We start from the raw sequence: 18,968 nt of genomic DNA, 5'->3' as shown, positions 1-18,968 counted from the left end.
ATGAGGTGGAGGGAAAATATAATCTTATAAAACAAGTTTAAAATAATGATTATGAATTTATATTCATTTTATCTCTTCTTTATGGTATAAAATAAGCCCGTATTTTATATAAATTTGTGATATGAATCACTATAAAATGCATTAATGCTGCATTTGTGCGCTATGTAGAATTATGAATAAAAAATGAAAAAGCTTGATAGTGTATTAAAGGTTTTGATATACTTATAATATTGAAAATTTTGGAATTCTCGTATGACTTACATATGATAAAACATCGAGGGAGCATTAATATTACTATAGTTTATAGGAGAAAGTATGAATAAGATTTTTAAAGTGGTTTGGAGCAAATCAAAAAACTGCTACGTAGTAGTATCTGAGTTCGCTAAGAATAATAGTGGCAAAAAGAAAATTGTTGTAGCAGCAATTTTGGCTGCATTAGCAATGACTAATGCTAGCATCTCTATGGCGGCAAATACTTTGCCTACAAATATGCATGCAACAGCAGTAGGCTTGGGGGCTGGTGCTTCTGTTACTGGTGATAAAGCTGTAGGTTTCGGTCAAAATGTAGCAGCTGCAGGTGGATATTCTATTGCAATAGGGGCTAATTCTAGTACCAGTGTTAACAGTCCACAAGGAATCGCTATTGGTGGTGGTAATACTGCTAATGAAGGTGCAAGAGTAATTGGGGAGCAAGCAATTGCCATTGGGGGAAATACAATAGCTCAAGGTAACTCTTCTATTGTTATTGGTGGCGATGATGTAGTTAAAGCCGATGGTGTAAAAGTTATTTACACTACGAATAATGGTGAGAATAAAACTGGGGATTTGCGTAGTGCGGTTCAAAGCTTAACAGGATTTGATATGAGAAACCCACTATATACATCGGCAACGGCTGGTGAATCTGGTATCACATTAGGCATGAAAGGTCAGTCAGGCAATGTGGGCATTGCCATTGGTACAGGTGCAAATGCGAAGGATCGTTTATCAGGAACTTCTAGTGGGGCTTCTGGTCAAGCCAATAATGATGTAACAAATGCTATTGCTATTGGCACAGGGGCTAGGGCAAATCGTGATAATGCTATTGCCATCGGTGGTGGTTCTAACACTGATGTAGGCGGTACAAAACAATCTAGCTATACTTTGCCAAATAACGTTGTTGCTTCCTGGGCTGGTGGTGATAAAACATTGCCAGGTGACGTTGTATCTTTTGGTTCTAAAGGGTATGAACGTCAGTTGAAACATGTGGCTCCTGGTGAAGTAAGTGCTACTTCCACAGATGCAATTAATGGCTCTCAACTTAGCGCTATTGTAGACCAAATCGCTTATAAATATATATCTATAAAATCTTCTGATGTTGCTAATAAAGATAATACTGGTGCTACGGCCGATAATTCTATTGCTATTGGCCCAAATGCCGCAACAGACGCATCTGCAAGTCGTTCTGTGGCTGTTGGTGATGGCGCCAGAGGTAAAGTAGTAGATGGTGTAGCTGTTGGCTCAAAATCTATAGCTGATATTGCTTCAGGTGTAGCGGGCTATAATGTTAATACTAGTCGTACAGATATATATGCTGGTTTAAGTGGTGCTGCCCTAACGTCTAAATTAGGTGGTGTTGCTGTTGGTACGACAAACCAAACACGTCAAATTAACTATGTTGCTGCAGGTACTGCTGATACAGATGCAGTAAACGTGGCACAGTTAAAGAGTGTTAATCTAGCTTTTACAGGTGATACTGGTACAGGCGATGTGAACCTTGCTAATAGTAAATTGGCTGTAAATGGTGATAATACATACATTAGCACTACAGCTAATGGTAAGAAAATTACAGTTTCTGGTAAAAAGCAAGACATTACTGTAGCAAATGGTAGCGCTACAGCCTCGGCAGGTATGGCGGATTCTGCTAACGTAGCTAATGCGATTAATCAAGCAATTGATCAAAATAAATATGGTTGGAATCTTTCTGCTAATGGTGAAGCTACACCAGTAGCAGTTGAAAAAGGTAATACAGTAGATTTTTCTGGTGACGATAATGTTGCGGTTGCTAGAAATGATAAGAAAATCTCTGTAGCTTTGAAAAAAGATCTTTCTAAATTAAACAGTGCTTCTTTCAATAATGCTAGCGGTAATGAAACTGTAAAAATTGATGGTGATAAAGGTATTAATGCTGGCAATTTGAAAGTTGCCAATGTAGCAGATGGTGTTGCTGATAAAGATGCTGTCAATGTATCCCAATTGAAAAAAGTTGACGATAAAGCTGAAGCTAACAAAACTGCTATTGATACAAATAAAACTGCAATTGCTAAAAATGCAGGCGATATTGCAACAAACAAAACAGATATTGCTACCAATAAGGACAGTATTGCTGCGAATACGCAAAAAATTGCTGACAATAAAACTACAATAGATAAAAATACTGGTGAAATTGCTACAAATAAAGGGGATATTGCTTCTAATAAAGCTAATATTGCTCAAAATACTGCTGCTATTGCCCGTAAGATTTCTTTAGGTGGTAACTCTGGTTCTACCGATGAAAAATCCTTGAACACAGGTGATGTGAAATTCAATGTGAAAGGTGAAAATGGTCTTACTACGGTTGCTAATGGCGACGATGTGACTGTTAAACTCGATGATGTAACTAAAAATAAACTCGACAATGCAGCTGATCGAGACTTGAGCAATTTGACTCCTAATGGTAAACAACAAGTTAAGGACTTAGCAGCTTGGAATGTAGTCGCTAATAATGAGACGGCTGAAAAGGTTGAAGGTAATAACACTGTTAAGTTTATTGATGGTGATAACATTTCTATTACTCAAAATGGTAAGGACTTCACCATTTCTACTAAGAAAGATGTAACTTTTGATACGGTAACAGCTACTCAAACGATTACAGCGCCAAAGGTTAAAGCGACAACTGGGGTTGAAGCTCCTCAAGTAACAGGTTTGACTAACACTGCATGGACTCTAGGCCAAACACAACCTGTATCTGGTCGTGCAGCTACAGAAGACCAATTGAAATACGTTGATGATCAAGTAGCAGAAAATAAAGCCAACATTGCTGATAATACAGATAAGATTGGCAAAAATGCTGATGCTATTGCTACTAATAAAGATAATATTGCAGATAATAAGCAAAAAATAGCTGATAATAAAACAGCAATCACTAAAAATACTGACGACATTGCTACCAATAGACAAAATATCGCTGATAACAAAGCGGCCATCATTAAAAATACTAGTGATATTGCAACTAATAAGGATAACATCGCAACCAATAAAGCTAACATCGACAAAAACACGACAGCTATTGGCCGTAAGATTTCTTTAGGTGGTAACTCTGGATCTACCGATGAAAAATCATTGAGCACAGGTGATGTGAAATTCAATGTGAAAGGGGAAAATGGACTTACAACGGTTGCTAATGGCGATGATGTAACTGTTAAACTTGATGATACGACTAAAGGCAAAATCGATAATGCTGCTGATCAAGACTTGGGCAACTTGACGCCTACTGGCAAGAAACAAGTTAAAGATTTAGCAGCATGGAATGTAGTCGCTAATAATGAAACGGCTGAAAAAGTTGAAGGTGGTAACACTGTTAAGTTTATCGATGGTGATAACATTTCCATTACTCAAAATGGTAAAAATTTCACCGTTTCCACTAAGAAAGATGTAACCTTTGATACGGTAACCGCTAACCAAACCATTACAGCGCCAAAGGTTAAAGCGACAACTGGGGTTGAAGCTCTTCAAGTAACAGGTTTGACCAACACTGCATGGACTCCGGGGCAAACACAACCTGTATCTGGTCGTGCTGCCACAGAAGACCAATTGAAACATGTTGATGATCAAGTAGCAGAAAACAAAGCCAATATCACTGATAATACAGATAAGATTGGCAAAAATGCCGATGCTATTGCAGATAATAAACAAAAGATAGCTGACAATAAAACTGCAATTGATAAAAATGCAGTAGATATTGCTACCAATAAAGACAATATTGCAACTAATAAAGCTGATATCGCAGCCAATACAGATAAAATCGGTAAGAATGCTGATGCTATTTCAGATAATAAGCAAAAAATAGCTGATAATAAAACTGCAATTACTAAAAATACTGGCGACATTGCTACAAATAAAGGGGATATTGCTTCTAATAAGGCTAATATTGCTCAAAATACTGCTGCTATCGCTCGTAAGATTTCTTTAGGTGGTAACTCTGGTTCGACTGATGAAAAATCGTTGAGCACAGGTGATGTGAAATTCAATGTGAAAGGTGAAAATGGTCTTACGACTGTTGCTAATGGCGACGATGTGACAGTTAAACTCGATGATACGACTAAAGGTAAAATCGAGAATGCAGCTGACCAAGACTTGAGCAATTTGACCCCTGATGGTAAGCAACAAGTTAAGGATTTATCCGCATGGAACGTAGTAGCTAATGGTAATACTGCCGAAAAACTTGAAGGTGGCAATACAGTTAAGTTTATCGATGGTGATAACATTTCTATTACTCAAAATGGTAAGGACTTCACCATTTCTGCTAAGAAAGATGTAACCTTTGATACGGTAACAGCTACTCAAACGATTACAGCACCAAAGGTTAAAGCGACAACTGGGGTTGAAACTCCTCAAGTAACAGGCTTGACTAACACTGTATGGACTCCGGGCCAAACACAACCTGTATCTGGTCGTGCAGCCACAGAAGACCAATTGAAACATGTTGATGATCAAGTAGCAGGAAACAAAGCCAAGATTGCTGATAATACAGATAAGATTGGCAAAAATACTGATGCCATTGCAGATAACAAGCAAAAAATAGCTAATAATAAAGCTGCAATTGATAGAAATGCTGCTGATATTGCAACTAATAAGGACAATATTGCTGCGAATAAACAAAATATTGCTGATAACAAAGCGGCTATCACTAAAAATACTAGTGATATTGCAACTAATAAGGATAACATCGCAACCAATAAAGCTAACATCGACAAAAACACGACAGCTATTGGCCGTAAGATTTCTTTAGGTGGTAACTCTGGTTCGACTAATGAAAAATCCTTGAGCACAGGTGATGTGAAGTTTAACGTAAAAGGTGAAAATGGTCTTACTACGGTTGCTAATGGCGACGATGTGACTGTTAAACTCGATGATGCAACTAAAGGTAAAGTTGACAATGCAGCTGATCGAGATTTGAGTAATTTGACCCCTGACGGTAAGCAACAAGTTAAGGACTTAGCAGCTTGGAATGTAGTCGCTAATAATGAGATGGCTGAAAAGGTTGAAGGTGGTAACACCGTTAAGTTTATCGATGGTGATAACATTTCCATTACTCAAAATGGTAAGGACTTCACCATTTCTACTAAGAAAGATGTAACTTTTGATACGGTAACAGCTACTCAAACGATTACAGCGCCAAAGGTTAAAGCGACAACTGGGGTTGAAACTCCTCAAGTAACAGGCTTGACTAACACTGCATGGACTCTAGGCCAAACACAACCTGTATCTGGTCGTGCAGCTACAGAAGACCAATTGAAATACGTTGATGATCAAGTATCAGAAAATAAAGCCAAGATTGCTGACAATACAGATAAGATTGGTAAAAATGCAGAGGCTATTGCGGATAACAAACAAAAAATAGCGGATAATAAAGCTGCAATTGATAAAAATGCAGTAGATATTGCTACTAACAAAGATAATATCGCAACTAATAAAGCCGATATAGCAACTAATAAAGATAATATTGCGACGAATAAACAAAATATTGCAGATAACAAAGCGGCCATCACTAAAAATGCTGGCGATATCGCAGCCAATAAAGCTAATATTGATAAAAATACAGAAGCTATTGGTCGTAAGATTTCCTTAGGTGGTAATACTGGTTCAACCGATGAGAAATCCTTAAGTACAGGCGATGTGAAATTCAATATTAAAGGGCAAAATGGTATTGTTACTGAAGCTAATGGAGACGATGTAACTGTCAAATTAGATGATGCTACGGCTAATAAAATCAATAATGCAGCAAATACGGATTTGAGCAACTTAACAGATGCTGGTAAACAACAAGTTAAAGATTTATCCGCATGGAACGTAGTAGCTAATGGTAATACTGCTGAAAAAGTTGAAGGTGGCAATACAGTTAAGTTTATCGATGGTGATAACATTTCCATTACTCAAAATGGTAAAGATTTCACAATTGCTACTAAACAAGACGTAACTTTCAATACTGTAAAAGCAAATCAAACTATTACAGCACCAAAAGTGAAAGCTACAGAAGGTGTAGAAACACCTCAAGTAACGGGTTTGACTAACACTGCATGGACTCCGGGTCAAACACAGCCTGTCTCTGGACGTGCCGCCACAGAAGATCAATTGAAACATGTTGATGATCAAGTAGCAGAAAACAAAGCCAACATTGCTGATAATACAGATAAGATTGGTAAAAATGCTGATGCCATTGCGGATAACAAGCAAAAAATAGCTAATAATAAAGCTGCAATTGATAGAAATGCTGCTGATATTGCAACTAATAAGGATAACATCGCAACCAATAAAGCTAATATCGACAAAAACACGACAGCTATTGCTCGCAAGATTTCTTTAGGTGGTAACTCTGGTTCTACCGATGAAAAATCGTTGAGCACAGGTGATGTGAAATTTAATGTGAAAGGTGAAAATGGCCTTACTACGGTTGCTAATGGCGACGATGTAACTGTTAAACTCGATGATGCAACTAAAGGCAAAATTGATAATGCTGCAAATCAAGACTTGAGCAACTTGACAGATGCTGGTAAACAACAAGTTAAAGATATATCTGCATGGAAGGTAACAGCTGCAGGAGGTACTGTTGAAAAAGTACAAGGTAGTGATACCGTAAAATTCCAAGCTGGTGATAATCTTGTAGTTAACCAAGATAGAACTACTTTCACATATGGCTTGGCTAAAGACTTAAAAGGCCTAAACAGTGTTATTGTAGGTGATGAAAACGGTGTATCTACTAAAATCACTCCTGCAGGTACAACTGTGAAAGATGCAGCTGGCAACTCTACTACAATTAATGGGGGTGGTATGACTATTACTCCTGCAGATACAGCAGCTAGCCCTGTATCACTTACTGTAGACGGCTTAAATAATGGTGGCAACAAAATTCATGGAGTAGCGCCTGGCACAGCTGATACTGATGCAGTAAATGTTAGCCAATTGAAAGCATCTAATGCTGGTTTACAAGAAGCTGTTAACCGTGTTGGTACTGAAACACAACGTGTTGGTGCTCATGCAGCAGCTATGGCAGCGTTGAAACCAATTCAATATGATCCATTGGAACCAACACAAATTATGGCTGGTATTGGTAACTACCGTGGTGAAACTGCGGGTGCCATCGGTATTGCTCACTACCGAACTGAAGATACTATGTTCAACGTAGGTGTTTCACTTGGTACTAGCCATAACATGGTAAATGCAGGTGTAACGCATAAATTTGGTGGTAGTCGTGAAAGAAAAGACGCTATTCCAGAACGCTATAAGGCGGGGCCTATTAGCTCTGTTTATGTAATGCAAGATGAAGTATCTAGTCTCAAAAAAGAAAATAGTAATCAAAAAACGGTTATTGCTAATCAAGCAGCGCGTCTAAATACATTAGAAGCTGAAAATGAACGTCAACGTCAAGAATTGGCTGAAACTAAACAAGGCTTAGATGACTTGCGTGCCGTAGTAAATCAATTATTAGCTTCTAAAGGTTAAGAGTTGAGAACTAATTTTGATAATAGTCTAAGATAGTTATTTCTCTGTAAAACTAAAGAACCTCTTATACATTGTTGTACTTGATAGGGTATATACATTTCGTATAAGAGGTTCTTTTGCTATTTTGATATGTATTCTTATTTAAAATGCATAACATATGAATGACTTCTCATATGTTGTGTGATATAATACAGTGGAAATAAGAGGTAAAGTGATACCTCTATTATGTATGATCTTGCATGAATAGGAGATAGGATGTTAGACCGTATACAACGATGGCTTTCAATAGACACCATGTTGCCTGTTGCAGAACGATTAGGAGCTGTAGGAACTACAAAGCAGCTATATGGTAATTATTTAAAAATAGCTTGGCCAGCTACATTACAAGGCTTGATGTTACAATTTATGACTGCCATTGATTTGGCGATGGTTGGTGCCTTAGGTGCGTCAGCTCTTGCTTCGGTAGGCATTATGGGTCAACCTGAGATGGTAATGCTCATCTTTTGTCGAGCCTTATCCATTGCTGTGACAGCAATTATAGCTCGTCGTCATGGTGAAGGCGATGTAGATGGTATGAATGCCGTACTCAAGCAATCTATTTTATTGAATTTTTTAATTTATGTACCGTTATTATTGATATGTTTCTTGAACTTAGAGCATATTCTACGTTTTACGGGTGCTGAAGATGGCTATATTGAAACAGCCGTTTGGTATGGTCGTTTCATAGTTATTAGCTTAATATTTCAGTCCTTTAGCCAAATCGTAGGGGCTGCACTCATTGGATATGGTAACACTAAAGTTATTTTTAAATCTAATGTAGTAGGGAATATTTTGAATACGATAATGAATTTCTTCTTGATTTATGGTATTGGTTTCTTCCCTGAACTTGGCGTTATGGGGGCAGGTGTATCCACTATGATCAGTAGTGCTATTATTGCATTATTGTTGTTGCGTACGATTTCACAACATACTTCTACTGGATTAACATTGCGCCATCCGTCGAAATGGACTTTTGAAAGGCCCGTATTACATACAATGTTTCATGTCGGTGGCAGTTCTTTAGGAGAACAGTTCTTTGAGCGATTCGGTATGTATACATACACTATGATTGTTGCTTCCTTAGGTGCGGTACCTTTAGCAGCACATTACGTATGTATGAATTTAATGGATATATTTTACTATTTTGCGATGGGTCTTGGATTTGCAGGTGCATCTCATACTGGGCAAAGTCTGGGACACAAACGACCAGATATTGCACGTACTTATGGTAAAATTGGTGCTCGTATTGGTTTAGTCGTGGGCCTTGTAAGTGCATTAATCTTTATTGGTCCTGGTGATTTTTTAGTACAGTTATATACTCGTGAAAGTGATGTTGTCACACTTTCAGCCACTTTGATGGGCATTATGGCTATCGCTGCATTCCCTCAAGCATTACAGCAAGTGTATTCCGGTGTGTTGAAAGGGGCAGGAGATACATATTACATCATGAAATATTCTCTTGTAAGCGTAGCAATCATTCGTCCTATTATTACTTATTTATTGTGCATTACACTAGGTTTAGGACTTTTTGGGGCATGGTTATCTTTGTGCTTCGATCAGTCTCTAAGATTATGTTGTTCTTATTTGAGATTTATTCGAGGAACATGGCAACATAAGGTTGTTTAATGAGATGTAAATTCTTTTTCACATTGAAAGTTTTAGAAGGATTCATGAAAAAGAAGTGAATAAACTCTTGTCTATTAAAAATTTTTGATGTACAATACGTAATGTGAAAAAAATGACACATTGGGGAATGTGTTATCTGACCAGAAACTTCTGATTTCACGTATATATGTAAGGGATATACATATGAAATGATAAAAGCTTCCTTAGTGCATAAGGGAGCTTTTATTCGTTCAATTATAGTTAGATCTATTAGTATATATAATAATGATTTTGATGAACTTATAAGACCAGTAATTTTATTATTGTTAGAGAATCTTAAAAAAGATAAATAGTATTATAATTACGGGAATGTAATATGTGTAGAGAATCGCAGTAATTAGGCAATAGAGAGGGTTTAAATATTTATATTTATAATATTTATCGATAGATATAACTAAAAATTCATCAAATATTCATGAAGAATGTTGAATTATATTGAAAAAATGTGTAAAATATAAGCATATTATTACCAAAGCCTAAGTATTATAAGGGCTGTTTTTGGAGGGAATTATAATGAATAAAAAATTATTAGCTTTATTGGCAGTTGCTGCTGTAGGTGTGTCCGTAGCAGGTGCAACTCCTCAAACTCAATTCAATAAAGGTGAGTTTCAAGTTGATCTTGGTGCGTCTGATTCTAAAGCAAAAACTAAAGCTTGGACTTCTGATGCAAAATGGAACTTTGATGGTGGTGTAACATACGCTTTCACAGATAAAACAGCGTTGCAATACCAATACCATGGTTTGAACGATAAATATAACGGTATGAGCTATAGTGACAGAATGCAAGAAGTTAATTTGGTTCAATCCTTGAACAAAAATTTCGCAGTATATGGCGGTTATGCTCACATTTCTGGTGATGCATTCCCTAAAGCAAATAATATTGCTCAATTAGGTGTAATTGGTAAAGCTAACCTTGGCTCCAAAGTAGACGTTTATGGTAAAGCGGGTGTAGGGACTAAGAGAACTACTACTTGGGAAGCAGGTTTAGGTTATAAAGTTAACCAAGACTGGGATATTAATGCAGGGTATCGTTATATCAATACTAAACGTGATGATAAGTCCAATATTTCCTTCCAAGGTCCAGTAGTTGGATTATCTTACCGTTTTGGCGGTCACAAATCCGTAGCTCCTGTATACACTCCAGCGCCAGCTCCTGTATACACTCCGGCTCCAGCTCCTACTGTAGAAGCGCCTGCATATAAAACTCCTAAATTGGATTACTATGTACAATCTATCTACTTTGACTCCGACCAAGATGTTGCTCGTGCAGACCAATATCCAAACTTAACAGCTGCTGTAAATGCTGCTAACCAATATTCTCAAGACCAAGTTAAATTGATGGGTAACGCTGATACTGATGCAAATCCTCAATACAACATTGCTTTGTCTGAACGCCGCGTACAACATGTGGCTCAATATTTAGTTAACCATGGTGTATCTGCCGATCGTCTTATCGGTATTGCTAATGGTGATGTTAAACCAGTTGCAACTAACTCTACAGCAGCAGGTAAAGCTGAAAACCGTCGTGTAGACGTTTATATTCATCGCTAATCTCTAGACTAATCTAGATTAGGCCTACAATAAGTCCACCTTCAATCATGCTCTCTTGTTTATCGAGAATTCGAGCATGCGATAAGGTGGACTTTTGTGTTATACTAAAATTGCATACAATCCTAGGTCATACAATGTTCATTATGCTTTGGTAATGTATGCGATGTGAGAATCGTATAGTTATATAGGTGTAGCTTATTAATAGTGTTATGTGAAGTAGGTTATTATGAAAGAATTCAAATATTACAAACAGCTCATAGGAGCTATTATACTAGCGGGCATTATGATTATGATGGCACTACGTATAAGTGATATTGCTAGTGGTCTTGACGCTATCTTTACGGCTTTTGTTCCGCTCATTGTGGGTGCTTGTATTGCTTTCGTATTGGATATTCTAGTCGTTCGTTATGAACGATGGCTATGGCCTAAGTGTGACTCTGGATGGAAGTATAAAATACGTCGCCCGTTGAGTCTTTTGCTATCCTTTGTAACAATTAGTGTTATTGTGTATTTTATTGCTCGGATGGCTTTACCTCAATTGATTCATTCTATGTCGATTATTGTAGCTGCATCACCGCAATTGTATACGGATTTCCAAACATGGATGCAACATATTACAGAAACCATTCCAATGGCGTCGAATCAAACGATTATAGATGCCCTAAGTGGAGAGAATATTGCTAAATATACTCGTGAATGGGGGACAAAAGGTGGCACATATATTGTAAATGCAATGGGCACCGTATTGTCTTGGACTTTGAACATAGGTCTTGGCTTAATTTTTGCTGTTTATATGTTGCTTGATAAGGAACGCCTTATGTTACAAGGTAAACGTATATTAAAGGCTTATGCATCAGATGAGTGGGTAAGTCGAGTTAGTTATGTAACTCGTGTAGCAGTTCAAACATTCAGTAATTTTTTTGTAGGTCAGTTTATAGATGCCTTGGTTCTAGGCGTGATGGTAGGTATTACTTTATGGCTATTTAATATTGAATATGCTACAACGATTGCCTGTGTAATTGGTCTAACTGGTTTGATTCCACTATTAGGTATTTATGTTGGTGGTATCATTGGAGCCGTTATGCTACTTACTGTTAGCCCTATGGATGCTCTTATCTATGTAATTATTCTGGAGATACTACATCAAATTGAAAGTAACTTTATTTATCCTAAAATTGTAGGTAACTCTGTTGGATTACCAGGTTTGTGGGTATTTGCTGCTGTTATCGTAGGCGGTAGTTTGATGGGGGTTACTGGTATGTTGATCGGTGTACCTTTAGTGGCTACATGCTATAAATTGATTATGACTGATGTAGATGGACGACTTGCATCTAATGAAGGTTTATAGTATATTGTCTAAATGATATGACTATTTACATATTTTTCGTGTTGCTGAATATAGCATGAACTTATAGAAATTCTAGTGTACTAATAGTTTGATTAATAGAAACATGATATCTAGTAGGAGGATTATAATGAATAAAAAGTTGATTTCTATGGCATTAACGGGGGTATTAGCAGTGGGCATGTTATCCGTTGCTACACCAAGTGTGGCAGATGCACGCAAAACAAAGCCTGAAACAAGTACGGATATTTCTGTAAAACGTGCACCTGGCGAGTCCATAGTTATGACTATGAGCCAAATTGGAACTATTTTCCAAAATCGCTATCCTAATGCGGCGCTTCATTCTGTAGAGCTCAACTCTAATGACTTGAACTATGGTTATAAAGTAGTTGGTTATAGTAAGTATCATCAGTACAAGATGAAAATTGATGTAATCACTGGTAATGCTTCTGATATGGAAGAGGGGGGCAAACCTAAGAAAGTTATTGGTGAGATTTTCAATAAAGATAAAGTTATTGAATCAACGCAAGCAGAACGTGTTGCAAAACAACAACTTGGAAATGATGCTGTTATGAAGGGCTGGAAAATTGAAGCTCATAATGGTAAAGTTTTATACTATGTGACTATGCATCAAGATGGTAAAAAAGTAGTTGTTACAGTAGATGCTGAGACAGGTGCTTATGTAGAACAATCTAAATCCTATAAATTACCACCTGAGCCAGATCAAGGCTTCGATGGTCGTAAAACAAATCTCGTTTGGGGTTCTGATATAGATATGGGCCGCTAACCTATCTATTGATGATTAATAAGAAAAGAGCCGAAGGCAATGCCTTTGGCTCTTTTTTGCGATTCCGATACTATAAAATATCGGTTGATAGTGCTCTTATGTTAGAATATTTTTTTTACAATAGATATGTTTGCAACAAAAGGACTGCGCCTAGGTTTAGTCCTTTTATTATTTATAACTATAGTTGTATTACCAACGATTTTCGTAGTACACTTGTGTCCACATGATAACCTCGACGAGGGATGGATGTGGGCTCATAGTTTCGCCTACAGTGATAACGGATCTAGGGTCCATTTCACGAGTAATACCTTTTTCACGTAAACGTTTAGTGCGTTCAGAAGCAATTTCTTCGTTGATTGCTGTCAACGGAGTTACACCACTATTCATAAGGTTCACATAAGGCTGGAAGAGGATAGAGGCTTGAGGACCTACGACATGCATACCAAGGATATGGTTGGTGTCTTTATCTACCACAATTTTTACAAATCCATCGTTTATATCTCCAGGGTTGATACCCATTGCATAGCCTTTTGCAGTGGAGGAGTAGAAGTTCTTCCCAACGCCTACATTGTAACCCGCTTTGATAGCTTCAGCCTCTGTGAGACCTACACTACCAACTTCAGGATAGGAGAAAGTAACTTTTGGTAATGTATCATACCTTGCCCAACGGTAATCATCTTCACTTGTTGCATAGAAGAGATTGTGAGCAATGATATCTGCTTCGTAGTTTGCACGGTGACGAAATGCCGGCTCCCCATTGACATCACCTAAAGCGTAGATACCATCAACGGATGTTTCTAAAAATTCGTTAGTTTTGATCCAGCCTTTAGGCCGTGTTTCAATACCAGTATTTTCTAGGTGAAGTTCTTCCACAGCTGGATGGATACCTGCAGCTACAAGGATTTCTTCAACTTTAGTTTCTGTAATTTCGCCAGTAGTACGATCTTTAGTAACTACTACTTTAAGGCCATCCTCTTGGCGGATTTCAACAGTGTCTTGGTTTAGAAGTACGTTAATACCACGTTCTCTGTAGTTGTTAAGCAAGTGTTCCGATATATCTGCATCTTCTTTAGGAACTAAACGTACATTATGTTGTAGAATTGTTACTTTTGTACCAGCGGAATCAAATACATGAGCGAACTCAACACCAATCGGACCCGCACCAAGTACAGCAAGGGATTTATATGGCTGTTTAGGGAATTTATCACCAAAGAGACTTTCACTAGTAAGGAACCCTGATTCTTGAAGACCTGGTACATTAGGTACATTACTATAGCCACCAGTACCAAGGATAATTGTAGGCGCTGTAATTTCTACAATGCCAGACCCATCGTTAAGATGGATGTTCATCACTTTATCAGATACAAAGCTTGCTGCACCACGATACACATCTACGTTGTCATAGGCATTGTAATAATCATAGATGCCTGCAGATTCGTCAATTTTATGCCAAGTACGCTTGGACACAGTATGCCAGTCCATAGTAGCAGGTCCAACGTTAACGCCAATTTTTTTGAATTCTTTTGTTTCTTGAATTGCATTAGCTGCTGTAACCATAACTTTTGTAGGAATACAACCGCGAGTTAGACATGTACCACCAAATTTACCTTTTTCTATGACTGCCACTTTAAGGCCTTTTTTGAGCGCAGCATCAGCTACGATGGTTGCGCCGCCTGTACCAACTACAATAATATCGTATTGTTTCATGTTGATTCCTTCCTATATATCTACTAATAGTTATTATCATTAACTATATTATACCACTACATTGAAGAAAATCAATATAGTTTGTTAGTGATTGGTGAAAGTTTATATTTAGTTTATCCAAATACATAATATTATTTCCAGAAAATTAAGAGGCGCGGATATATGTAACTTTCACAAAGTCCTATAAAAGAATGTACAATTAGTTTACAAAAAAAAGACGGTCCCAAAGGACCGTCTAAAAAAATTTTAGTTCCAATCTTGATGATAACCGCGTTTTGCATAATCAGCAGTAGCAGTGAAGAGGATATCTGTGCTAGAGTTAAGTGCAGTTTCCGTGGAATCTTGTAATACCCCGATAATAAAGCCTACGCCTACAACTTGCATTGCTACATCATTGGATATACCGAATAGGGAACAAGCCAATGGAATGAGTAACAAGGAACCGCCTGCAACACCGGAAGCCCCACATGCACCTATAGTGGCAATAACAGATAATAGGATTGCGGTAGGAATATCTACAACGATACCTAATGTATGCGCCGCAGCTAATGTCATGATTGTGATTGTAATTGCTGCACCACCCATATTGATTGTAGCTCCTAATGGAATGGATACGGAATACATATCTGGATTAAGTTTCAATCGTTTGGCTAAATCAAGGTTTACGGGAATGTTTGCAGCAGAACTACGTGTAAAGAACGCATAGATTGCAGATTCTCGTAAGCATTTGAATACCAATGGGTATGGATTACGACGAAGGTAAATAAAGGATAAAATTGGATTGATTACTAGTGCTACAAAGATCATAGAACCAAGTAATAATACGAGTAATTGAAAGTACCCAATCAAGGCTTCGATGCCGTTAGTAGCAATGGATTCTGCTACAAGGCCCATAATACCAAGAGGGGCGAATCGAATGATCCAACCTACTACAGTAGTAATAGCTTGTGCAATGGACTCCATAACTTCCTTCGTATTCATCGGTGCATGGCGTAAAGCACCACCAATGATAAGTGCCCAACCTAAAATACCGATGTAGTTAGCAGTCATTAATGCTTTTACAGGATTATCAACTACATTTTTTAGTAATGTTGTCATAACCTCTACGATACCTTGAGGTGGTGCGGCATCGGCTGCACCTGCTGCTAGGTGTAATGTAGTAGGGAAAAAGAAACTTACGATTACTGCTAAAGCCGCAGATAGGAATGTACCTAGTAAATATAAGGTTATAACAGAGCCCATACCTGTTTTTTGTCCAGAGCGATGTTTACTAATCGCAGCAATTACTAAGAAAAATACGAGGATAGGGGCGATACCTTTTAGCGCTCCAACGAAGAGGACTCCTAATAAAGCAAGTTCATTGGCCACATCGGGCACATAAAGAGCAGTTAAAATACCAATAATCAAACCTATGATAATTTGTTGGATTAGACTGACTCTATTGATTGATTTTACAAATCGATTCATAGTACACTCCAATACTTATATAAAAACAAATAAAATCCCATGATAAAGTATCCTTTCAACATGGACATATGTCATTATACAACGAACATGAAATGGTGGCAATAGATATTATAATCGATAGTCGTATATATTTATTATGAATATAGGTAAAAAATAGATATGTGTGTTTAGTTTTATATTATGTAGCGGAAAATACTAAATACCAGTGTTTTTAGTAGGTATGTATATATTACATAGTCATTATATAGAGTATATATATTAGGATTCTTTTTAGCGTTCCTATAGTGTGGTATACTATGCCATATATAATTCTTGAACATAGTTCTTGATTTGTGAAAGGTCCATAATGAATACTAAAGAATTTAAAACGTATGCAGATAAAGAGAAATTTGTACAAGGCGTTTTTTCTAATATTGCAAAAAACTATGACTTAATGAATACGGTGTTAAGCTTTGGACAAGATTATTTTTGGCGTAAATTCTCTGTAAAAGCGATGAATATCGGTCCTCACCAATATGTACTTGATGTGGCATGTGGCACTTGTGTATTTACGAAGGAAGCATTACGTCAAGAGCCCACTTTGAAGGTAGAGGCATTAGACTTTAATAGTGAAATGCTAAATCAAGGTCGTGTTCGTATTGAGGCTGCTGGTTTACTTAATCAAGTAAATTTAGTACAAGGTGATGCCATGGCCTTACCATATGAGGATAATACATTTGATGCTGCAATGAGTGGCTTTGCAATGCGAAATGTTCCAGATATTAAGCAGGTATTGTCTGAAATGCAACGCGTGGTAAAACCAGGGGGGAAGGTTGTGGTGTTAGAACTTGCAAAACCAAGTATGTTTGGGTTTAAACAGTTATATAACTTCTATTTTTCATATATATTGCCTATTATAGGAAAATTGAGCAAAGATAACTCTTCCTATGCATGGCTTCCAGAATCTTTACGTAGATACCCGCATCAAAGTGAGATTTTAGAAATCTGGAAATCTCTTGGATATGAAAATGCCACCTATCATGAATTGACAGGCGGCATTGTAGCTGTACACGAAGGTGTGGTACCGGAAAATTCTATTGTAGATAATAAGTGATGTTAGCGTCTTGTGAAACTATTAAAGAGCCTTTTTCTACAGGCGTAGTAGTTTCGAGAGCTGCTTTTAGCATTACTGGGTTACGATAGTAACCAGAGTCCATTGTGCTAGTTTCAGTTGTGCTAATGGAAACAGTTTTTACTGGTCCCAATGTACGACCGAGGGCAGCTGCGATAACTTCTGCTTTATGGCGACCGTTTTGAATCGCTTCTGTAGTTAAAGAATCAGATAATTGTTGAGACACATCATTTTGGAATGAAAGGTTGTTGATGTCGTTAGCACCAGCGCTAACAGCGGCATCGACAACCTTTCCTACGTTATCAAGGTTATTGATCTTAACTGTTACATGATTTGATACATTGTAACCTGTATTGATGCGTTTGCCGTCTTGATAGTCGCTCGTTGGATTGATGGAAATGCTAGATGTATAGATGTCTTTTTTTGCAACACCTAAGTTAGCTAATTGACTAATTAAATTATTCATAATACGATCATTATTAGATTTTGCAGCATTGATATTGGTATTTTGGCTTGTAATACCAAGTGTTAAAATCGCATAGTTAGGTGCTACAGATCGAGACGCTTGACCAGTAATATTAATTTCTGAAGTATCAAATGTGCCCTGTGGTGCAGCTAATGTGGTAGTTCCCATAGTAGCACATATAGCAGCTATAGCTACAGCTTTTGATAATAAATGTTTTGATAGTTTCATACTCAATCTCCTTACAATAATGTAATATTCATATTGGTAAACGCTAATAAAAGAAAACTAATTTGTGCTGGAAGTTCTTTATTACAGCTACATTGTACATGATTAATTGTGTAAAATCAATTATTAGGTTTATGATTAAAAATGAAAATAAAATGAAGATTTTGTAAAATTGAGAATTGGGGGTTGCGATTATATTTTCATTGTACTATAATATGCATACAGTCGTTTGAGCGGCTGTTTCTTAATGAGTGTAGCAATACACTTAGAGGTTTAAAATGAACTTCAAAAAAGATTATAAAATGTGTTGACATGAAAGTGGTCATAATGTTATTATAATCAAGTCGTCAATTACGACAGTACTTAATAATGAAGTAGTGCAAATTGATAACAGATCTTTGAAAACTGAACAATGATAGGTAATCAATCATATGATTGAACATATGCCAGAGTGCGGGTTTTGACATAGTCAAAACCAACCATAATTCAAAGTTACTTAAAAGTAACGATAACAAATAATGAGCTATTCAAATAGCTTCAAGGTATCTTGGAGAGTTTGATCCTGGCTCAGGACGAACGCTGGCGGCGTGCTTAACACATGCAAGTCGAACGAAGAGCGACGGAAGCTTGCTTCTATCAATCTTAGTGGCGAACGGGTGAGTAACGCGTAATCAACCTGCCCTTCAGAGGGGGACAACAGTTGGAAACGACTGCTAATACCGCATACGATCTAATCTCGGCATCGAGGATGGATGAAAGGTGGCCTCTACATGTAAGCTATCACTGAAGGAGGGGATTGCGTCTGATTAGCTAGTTGGAGGGGTAACGGCCCACCAAGGCGATGATCAGTAGCCGGTCTGAGAGGATG

9 protein-coding genes and 1 rRNA gene are annotated in these 18,968 nt (G+C 37.4%); 7 read left to right on the top strand and 3 right to left on the bottom strand.

The window, feature by feature from the left end; genetic code table 11:
- The first annotated feature begins 315 nt into the window (after positions 1 to 315).
- From HMPREF0874_RS07100 to HMPREF0874_RS07080, 5 genes are all read left to right on the top strand, one after another.
- Entirely contained in the window at positions 316 to 7,737 is a 7,422-nt protein-coding gene (locus HMPREF0874_RS07100; RefSeq protein WP_008602692.1) for an ESPR-type extended signal peptide-containing protein, read from the top strand.
- Positions 7,738 to 7,992: 255 nt separating this feature from the next.
- Entirely contained in the window at positions 7,993 to 9,402 is a 1,410-nt protein-coding gene (locus HMPREF0874_RS07095) for an MATE family efflux transporter (protein ID WP_008602691.1), read from the top strand.
- A 552-nt stretch (positions 9,403 to 9,954) separates the two neighbouring features.
- On the top strand, positions 9,955 to 10,992 hold the full coding sequence (locus HMPREF0874_RS07090) for an OmpA family protein (protein ID WP_008602689.1): 1,038 nt from the start codon (positions 9,955 to 9,957) through the stop codon (positions 10,990 to 10,992).
- A gap of 226 nt (positions 10,993 to 11,218) precedes the next feature.
- Positions 11,219 to 12,340 carry an AI-2E family transporter gene (locus tag HMPREF0874_RS07085; RefSeq protein ID WP_008602687.1) on the top strand — a complete coding sequence of 374 codons (1,122 nt, stop codon included), beginning with the start codon at positions 11,219 to 11,221 and terminating at the stop codon, positions 12,338 to 12,340.
- A gap of 127 nt (positions 12,341 to 12,467) precedes the next feature.
- Complete coding sequence (locus tag HMPREF0874_RS07080; protein WP_004692962.1) at positions 12,468 to 13,124, top strand: PepSY domain-containing protein; 657 nt, start codon at positions 12,468 to 12,470, stop codon at positions 13,122 to 13,124.
- A 189-nt stretch (positions 13,125 to 13,313) separates the two neighbouring features.
- On the opposite strand, the gene HMPREF0874_RS07075 is transcribed toward HMPREF0874_RS07080, so the two are convergent.
- Together HMPREF0874_RS07075 and sstT are read right to left on the bottom strand one after the other, a co-directional pair.
- Positions 13,314 to 14,831, bottom strand: coding sequence for an NAD(P)/FAD-dependent oxidoreductase (locus tag HMPREF0874_RS07075; RefSeq protein WP_008602685.1), 1,518 nt, complete (start codon positions 14,829 to 14,831; stop codon positions 13,314 to 13,316).
- 246 nt (positions 14,832 to 15,077) lie between these two features.
- Complete coding sequence (gene sstT / locus HMPREF0874_RS07070; protein ID WP_004692960.1) at positions 15,078 to 16,298, bottom strand: serine/threonine transporter SstT; 1,221 nt, start codon at positions 16,296 to 16,298, stop codon at positions 15,078 to 15,080.
- A 346-nt stretch (positions 16,299 to 16,644) separates the two neighbouring features.
- Here sstT and HMPREF0874_RS07065 point away from each other — a divergent pair, with 346 nt between their 5' ends.
- Positions 16,645 to 17,391: a ubiquinone/menaquinone biosynthesis methyltransferase gene (locus HMPREF0874_RS07065; RefSeq protein ID WP_004698389.1), complete on the top strand. Its 747-nt coding sequence runs from the start codon at positions 16,645 to 16,647 to the stop codon at positions 17,389 to 17,391.
- On the opposite strand, the gene HMPREF0874_RS07060 is transcribed toward HMPREF0874_RS07065, so the two are convergent.
- Complete coding sequence (locus HMPREF0874_RS07060; protein ID WP_008602682.1) at positions 17,372 to 18,103, bottom strand: SIMPL domain-containing protein; 732 nt, start codon at positions 18,101 to 18,103, stop codon at positions 17,372 to 17,374. The genes HMPREF0874_RS07065 and HMPREF0874_RS07060 overlap by 20 nt on opposite strands.
- Before the next feature lie 541 nt (positions 18,104 to 18,644).
- Between HMPREF0874_RS07060 and HMPREF0874_RS07055 the strand changes: the two genes are divergently transcribed.
- Positions 18,645 to 18,968: ribosomal RNA gene (locus HMPREF0874_RS07055) — 16S ribosomal RNA — on the top strand; the annotation flags it as partial.

The organism is Veillonella sp. 6_1_27, from assembly GCF_000163735.1.
GTDB classification, from domain to species: Bacteria; Bacillota; Negativicutes; order Veillonellales; family Veillonellaceae; genus Veillonella; species Veillonella parvula_A.
This window is presented reverse-complemented; position numbering and strand designations above follow the sequence as displayed.